This window comes from Paenibacillus senegalensis JC66, assembly GCF_000285515.1.
GTDB lineage: Bacteria > Bacillota > Bacilli > Paenibacillales > NBRC-103111 > Paenibacillus_L > Paenibacillus_L senegalensis.
In genome coordinates this window covers 559,996-566,209 of record NZ_HE610960.1, presented here as the reverse complement: position 1 = coordinate 566,209, position 6,214 = coordinate 559,996, and the positions used below count along the sequence as shown (strand labels likewise).

At 46.9% G+C, this 6,214-nt stretch carries 4 protein-coding genes and 1 riboswitch; of the genes, 3 read left to right on the top strand and 1 reads right to left on the bottom strand.

Annotation, left to right across the window (positions count from 1 at the left end; genetic code table 11):
* Positions 1–763: 763 nt before the first annotated feature.
* Positions 764–1,969, bottom strand: a complete 1,206-nt coding sequence (locus PSHG_RS18265; protein WP_010275868.1) for an HD-GYP domain-containing protein — start codon at positions 1,967–1,969, stop codon at positions 764–766.
* A 130-nt stretch (positions 1,970–2,099) separates the two neighbouring features.
* On the opposite strand from PSHG_RS18265, the gene PSHG_RS18260 reads away from it, so the two are divergent.
* The 3 genes from PSHG_RS18260 (at position 2,100) to PSHG_RS18245 (ending at position 5,976) form a co-directional block, all read left to right on the top strand.
* Positions 2,100–2,723: an N-acyl amino acid synthase FeeM domain-containing protein gene (locus tag PSHG_RS18260; RefSeq protein WP_010275866.1), complete on the top strand. Its 624-nt coding sequence runs from the start codon at positions 2,100–2,102 to the stop codon at positions 2,721–2,723.
* Positions 2,720–3,481 (top strand): ThiF family adenylyltransferase, encoded by a 762-nt coding sequence (locus PSHG_RS18255; RefSeq protein WP_010275862.1) that lies wholly within the window; start codon positions 2,720–2,722, stop codon positions 3,479–3,481. Before PSHG_RS18260 ends, PSHG_RS18255 begins: the two co-directional genes overlap by 4 nt.
* A gap of 221 nt (positions 3,482–3,702) precedes the next feature.
* A riboswitch (cyclic di-GMP riboswitch) is annotated at positions 3,703–3,792 on the top strand.
* Between the two features lie 225 nt (positions 3,793–4,017).
* Complete coding sequence (locus tag PSHG_RS18245) at positions 4,018–5,976, top strand: collagen binding domain-containing protein (RefSeq protein WP_010275860.1); 1,959 nt, start codon at positions 4,018–4,020, stop codon at positions 5,974–5,976.
* Positions 5,977–6,214 lie beyond the last annotated feature (238 nt).

Sequence of the window (6,214 nt, the reverse complement as noted above, 5' to 3'; positions counted from 1 at the left end):
AAATGAAATTGAAGAATCTCCAAGGAAATATAATCGCCCTTCAATACTCTGCATTTATACGATTTGTCATACAAATCTTGGGTAATTGCCCTTCAATCCCCTGTATTTGTACGACGTTTCATACAAATCTCCGGTAATTGCCCTTCAACCGCATGAATTTGTACGACATTTCGTACAAAATGCAGAAAACAATCCCGCCAACCCCGTCAACCTCGGCTATTTTCATGCCGGAGTTGTTACCGATAAACCATGTTTGTTTCCTTGTAGATCGCGGCCACTCTGAGATTCCGGCTCATTCTATGCGAATTACTTGATATCAAAACAGGGGCTTGACCGAAAAGCAGCTTTTTAGTGAGACATCTTAAAAAGGGAACACCCAAGAATGCTGTAAAATCAACATTCTTGGGTGTTTTATTTTGACACATTACTTGGAAGAAAACTTATTAGACAGTCCCTTTAATTCGGTGCACATTACTGGAAAATGGACTTTCGTATTATTAGGTCTACCAGAATGGTTTACTAGAATTTTCCGGCCAGCCTATCTGGAAAGTTCCTTTCTTTGCTTTTGTAGGGGCGGGCGGCTGGTTCAGTAAAAGGGGCGCCATAAAGCTATCAGCGACCGAAATCCCTCCTTCGACCGCAGCGTCTTCCTCCGCTAATGCTACGCAGTGGCTTTCCTCCGCTAACGTTTATGCAGCGTCTTCCTCTGCTTAACCTCAAGCACTGATTTCTGCTTCGGGCCAGCTTCGGGCCAGAATTAGGGTTATAGAAATTCTGTCAAATGCTCGAATTCATCGACTTCATTGCGAGATTCTCCATAGATTTTTATCCATGCATGCCGGATCTCCGGCAATTTGCTGATCAGGAAAGGGTCGAAATGAGTTCCGCTTGCCTGTTCCAGCACGCCAAAGGCCTGCCCGACACTCATAGCCTCCCGGTAAGAACGGTCGGAAGTGAGGGCATCGAAAACGTCGGCAACAGCGAGAATGCGGGCATCCAGCGGAATTTCCTCTCCGGCGATACCAGTGGGGTAACCGCTTCCATCCCATTTTTCATGATGATACAGCACCCCCGGTTTCAGGGCCCCGAGCATTGGCAGTTTTTCGACCATGCGCCCTCCCGCGATGGGATGGGTTTTGATCAATTCGTACTCTTCACTGGTTAACGGTCCATTCTTGGTCAGCACCTGCTCGGGAATGTTGATTTTGCCGATATCGTGAAGCAATCCGGTCATATACAGGCGCTGCATATTTTTCTTATCCTGGTACTCGGGCAGGGTGCGGGCCAGTTCGACTGCATATTGGCTTACCCGTTCGCTATGTCCAAAGGTATAGGTGTCCTTCGCTTCTATTGCGATGACAAATGTATTCACTACTTGCTGGATAGTGGCTTCCGCGGAATCCATAATTGTGTTCACCTGGGCGTCGTACAACTGATTCAATTGCTTTAGCAGCAGGTGGCTGAACGTGGCGATAATGAGGTAGAGCAGGACCCGGTTGGCCAAATCAATCGGATCGGAGTTTCCGGTAAATTCCGGGTATTGGTGTCCAAGGCAGATCATCAACAGCAAGCCGAGGCAAGAGTATGCGAATAGCATAATTTTATCCCCGTAAAACCCCGAAACAAGCGGGACCAGAAAGAAAAACGCCCAAGCCTCTTTATACCCCGAACCGAAGTAAAGACAGCATACGATGAAAACGATGAAAAGCAGCACCACATGCTTCGAGATATTAGGGGACAAGCAAATCAGGCGTCTGGATGCTACAAGCAAGAGCCCAACCCCCAGGCACGACAACAGCAGAAACAGGTTGGCCCGGGAATAGGGCAGATCCAATAGCAGGAAGACGATATTCCAGAGGACGCTCAGAAACAAATAAATGAGAGTGGCCAGCATAATTTTTGAGCTTACTTGTTCATTGTGGATTTTGTAATAATTACCCAAAACGTCTAATTTTTCGCTTTTTTCCATGCGCTCTTCTCATCCTTGCGGTTATGTATTAATAAATTTAGTTAATTGGTGAACTCATTGTATCACAATTATTTAATTTATACTTGGAATGGGAAATAATCCCCAAAAAAATTAAAGGAGCGTGTGGTACATGAATGAACTACAGCAATACCACTACTCAGTGGCACAGGGAGGGACTAGGGAACATGCGATCAAATTGCATCGCCAGAGGTACGAAGAAGTGGGCTTTTTCAAGAAAGATGAGGTAGATCATTACGAGCAGATATCCGTCTATTTCTCTGCACAGGCGGATGACGGAACGGTCGTAGGCGTGACTCGCCTTATTTATGCCGAATTGGACGAGCTTCCTACGATCAAGCATTTTGAAATCTATGATCTGGAACTGGAGAAGTTGACCCAGCTGGATCGCACCCGGTTTGCCGAAGTGAGCGCATTCACAAAAATGCCGAAGCATGAAGTCGGGGCAGGCTTGATTAAGGCGGTTCTGCAGTATTCGCTAGCTTCCGGGTTAACTCATTGGATTTGCTGCATTGACGAAAGGGTGTATAAATACATGCAAAGAATGATCAAGTTTCCGTTAAAAGTAATCGGTGTGCCGCAAGTCTATCTCGGATCGGTTACGATTCCGTGCGCCTTGCAATTGTCAGAATTTCTCGTCAATTTACAGCAGCACCGCCCATCCCTGTACGACTATTTCCTTGCCGGGCAAGAAGAAACTGGGCAAGAGGAAACTGAGGTGAGGGTGAGCGTATGATTAAAGAACAGTTTATTCGCAACCTGGGAATTATGTCTGAAGCTGATATCGAATTGCTGCAGCGATCTGCCATTGCCATTGCCGGATGCGGCTGTATCGGCGGCTTCTCGGCGGAGCTGCTCGTGCGCATGGGAATAGGCAAATTGATGCTTGCCGATCCCGATACCTTTGACGTGTCCAATATTAACAGACAATGCGCCGCTACCCACCTGACTGTTGGCCAATCCAAAGTGGAAGCGTTAAGTCAGCATCTGCTGACGATTAATCCGGATCTGGAGATCATCGGCTTTCCTGAAGGGGTTCATGCAGACAATGTGGACAGATTTGTCCATGGAGCTGATTATGTCATAGATGCCGTTGATTACTTTGCTTTTCCTGCTTCTTTGATTTTACACAGGACGGCGCGGGCAAAAGGATTGTATGTGACAACGGCAGCAGCATTAGGCTTCGGCACCTCGGTGTTGACCTTTGCGCCCGATGGCATGAATCTAGAGCAATATATCGGCATCCCGCAACAGATTACACCTGAACAGGCACAGGAGTTGACCTTTCCTGCGGCTTCTTACAGCAAGCAGCTGCCCTCCTATGCGACTGAAGACAAAGTGGCTGAATGGCTGGGCAGCCGGAGCATTCCCACGATAAGCGTCGGACAAGCGCTAGGACCCGGGGTGCTTGTTTCGCGGCTTATTCTGCATTTGCTGGGACGCAAGCAGCCGCCTGTCGTACCGGATTACTATCAGCTTCAATTTGAGGATTGATCATTTAGTTTTGTTTTATAATTAAAACAGTGCAAAGAACCTGTCGTTCCATGAGAGAACGGGCAGGTTCTTCTTGTTGTGCGAGAGTCCATCGGTTTTCTTAACTCGCATGAGAGAACGCACAGGTTCTTCTTGTTTTCGCCAGAGAAGGGAGATTTCTACGTATTATGTAACGTGCGTTGTTCAGTTTTTGTTTAGTTTACTATAGTTTAATTGAATAAACATGTAAATCGCAAACCATTTGAAAGAGTGGGACGCAAAGTCTGGAGTCTAAAGCATCCTGCGGATGCCATGATCGTTCGACTGCCATGATTGTTTTATCGGGCAGTCTTTTTGTGGTTTTTCAGGCAGTTTTTCAGGCAGTTTTTCAGGTAAAGAAAGATTGGTTGATGACATTCAAGATTAAAAAGATATTGCTTCCGAAGTAGTTTTGCTGACGCAAAACCTGGGGGTCACTCGTCCTCGAAATGCCTCGATAGAGGTTTTCTCATAGATTCATAATTCTATAATCCAAATGACGGAGAAGGAGTGGGAAGATGATTAGATTAAAGCAGGCGACGAGAATTAAATTGCAGCTTTTGCTGATCTGCCTTGTTGTACTCGGCACGATGGGTGGCTTTACCGGCAATCTAGTAATCGTCAGCGCGGAAGGAAGCTCTGGGTTTGGTGATGTTTCATCAAATGTTTATCAGACTGCTGATCCTGGATTCGGTGGGAACGTAACATCAAATGTTTATCAGACAACCCCTGGAATTAGCGTTGATATTGTTTCAAGTGTCTATCAGGTTCCCGATGGAAGACATATTGATTTTACAGTAACTTATACAGCGACCCGGGTAGGGAATATAAAATCCGGTGATGAACTGCGCTTTACTCTGCCGGAAATATTCACCGACATGGTTCCCGAATTTCCGAAAGAGCATTTTAGCGGATGCGCGGTCGTTGCTACAGAGGTGGTGTGCACATTCGGTGGAAACATCGAGTCGGCGTTGCAGGGCTACATGATTTTGAATGCAACCGTGAGCAGGAATACCGAGCCAGGAAAATATCCAATTGAAGTAAGGAGTGGTGAAGTCACCACAACGATTGACGTAGAGGTCATTCCTTATGATCCTAGTGATCCCTCGAAACGCGACTTGGTTGACAAGTGGTTCGAAGATCTTGGGCGTGATGAAAATGGGCACGGAGTCATTACCGATTATGGCAAGCCGATCCAATTTACGATACGGGTTAACCGTGGAGAGCATGAAATGAATAATGCAACGGTGGTTGATGTTATACCCGCAGGGATGGAGCTGATCGAAGGGAGCTTAGAGGTATATCAAAGAACACCAGTGAGAAAGCTCATCGAAGACCCTAATATTACAATCGATGGGAATACATTAACCGTATATTTGGGTAATATCGATTCTACATACGATATAAAATACAAACTGAAAATAACGGAGCTTCATCCTGAATATAAAAACGACGCAAGACTGACAGCTGATGGAATAGATCACACAAGCAGAGAGACGGTTAAGCTGGGCAAAAGCTCAGGGGCGATCAACGTGCTGAAATCAGCAGACAAGGAAAGAGTTGCCCATGATGATAACGATCAGATTGTGACATATACGATCCAGTTCTACAGCTTCGGGCAGTTTGCCAAAGACAGGATAGTCGTTACGGACATCATTGATGATCGGGTTAATCTGTTGGAAGATTCTATTGAAGTATCGGAGCATTTTTCTTATGATTACAGCCAGGATGAGCATAAGCTGACAGTCATCAATGACCAGCAAAGCATTGGCGTCGGGGAACAGCCGCTCATTACGTTTAAAGTTGATTTCAGTAATCTGGAAGAAGGTATAGTTAAAAATGTTGCTCTGATCGGGACAACGCCTTCTAATGAAGTTACCGTCGAGAAAGAAAAACCGGAGGATCCGTCAGAACCAACGCCGACGCCAACACCAACACCGACGCCGGAAGATCCGATAGAACCAACGCCGACGCCAACACCAACACCGACGCCGGAAGATCCGTCAGAACCAACGCCGACGCCAACACCAACACCGACGCCGGAAGATCCGTCAGAACCGACGCCGACGCCAACACCGACGCCGGAGGATCCGTCAGAACCGACGCCGACGCCAATACCGACGCCGGAGGATCCGATAGAACCAACGCCGACACCAACACCAACGCCGGAAGATCCGGAGATTATCATTATTGAAGATGAAGAAATAGCACAAGGGAATCCGGCAGAGGAACCTGCAGGCCCTGAAGAAACTGCGCCGTCGCAACTGCCGTCACAGGATGAAGAGATTGTGGTTGAGGAAGAGCCGATTCCCTTGGGTACGACACCGGATGAAGGGAACAGGGCTGTGAAAGAAACTGCAGTGTTGGAGCAGCTTCCAAAAACCGGCGAAGCAAGTCCAATCCCCTATTATGTGGCTGGTATGGCAATGGTAATTCTTGGGTTAATGTTAAGGCGAGCGAAACGTAAATCAAGTTAAACTTATTCATAGACAGGATTGTCAGGAAGTAAGGAGCAACTGGCCTCTTTACTTCCTGCTTTCAGAACGGGTCTCGTGACTACGCGGAAATTTTTCTACATAGGCCGAGTTTGCGAAGGGGCCGGAAAGTGTAAAGCAGCGAGACTCTATTCATAATTTGTTTTAAGTTAAGAGCCCATGATTGGCAGTCGATAACACTGTCCATCCGCGGCTTTTTTCGCTGTTTTGGCGTGCCCAG

What these genes read in the sequence shown, in the direction of transcription:
- PSHG_RS18265 (WP_010275868.1), bottom strand. Translation starts at nt 1,969, where the DNA reads ATGGAAAAAAGCGAAAAATTAGACGTTTTGGGTAATTATTACAAAATC.
- PSHG_RS18260 (WP_010275866.1), top strand. Translation starts at nt 2,100, where the DNA reads ATGAATGAACTACAGCAATACCACTACTCAGTGGCACAGGGAGGGACT.
- PSHG_RS18255 (WP_010275862.1), top strand. Translation starts at nt 2,720, where the DNA reads ATGATTAAAGAACAGTTTATTCGCAACCTGGGAATTATGTCTGAAGCT.
- PSHG_RS18245 (WP_010275860.1), top strand. Translation starts at nt 4,018, where the DNA reads ATGATTAGATTAAAGCAGGCGACGAGAATTAAATTGCAGCTTTTGCTG.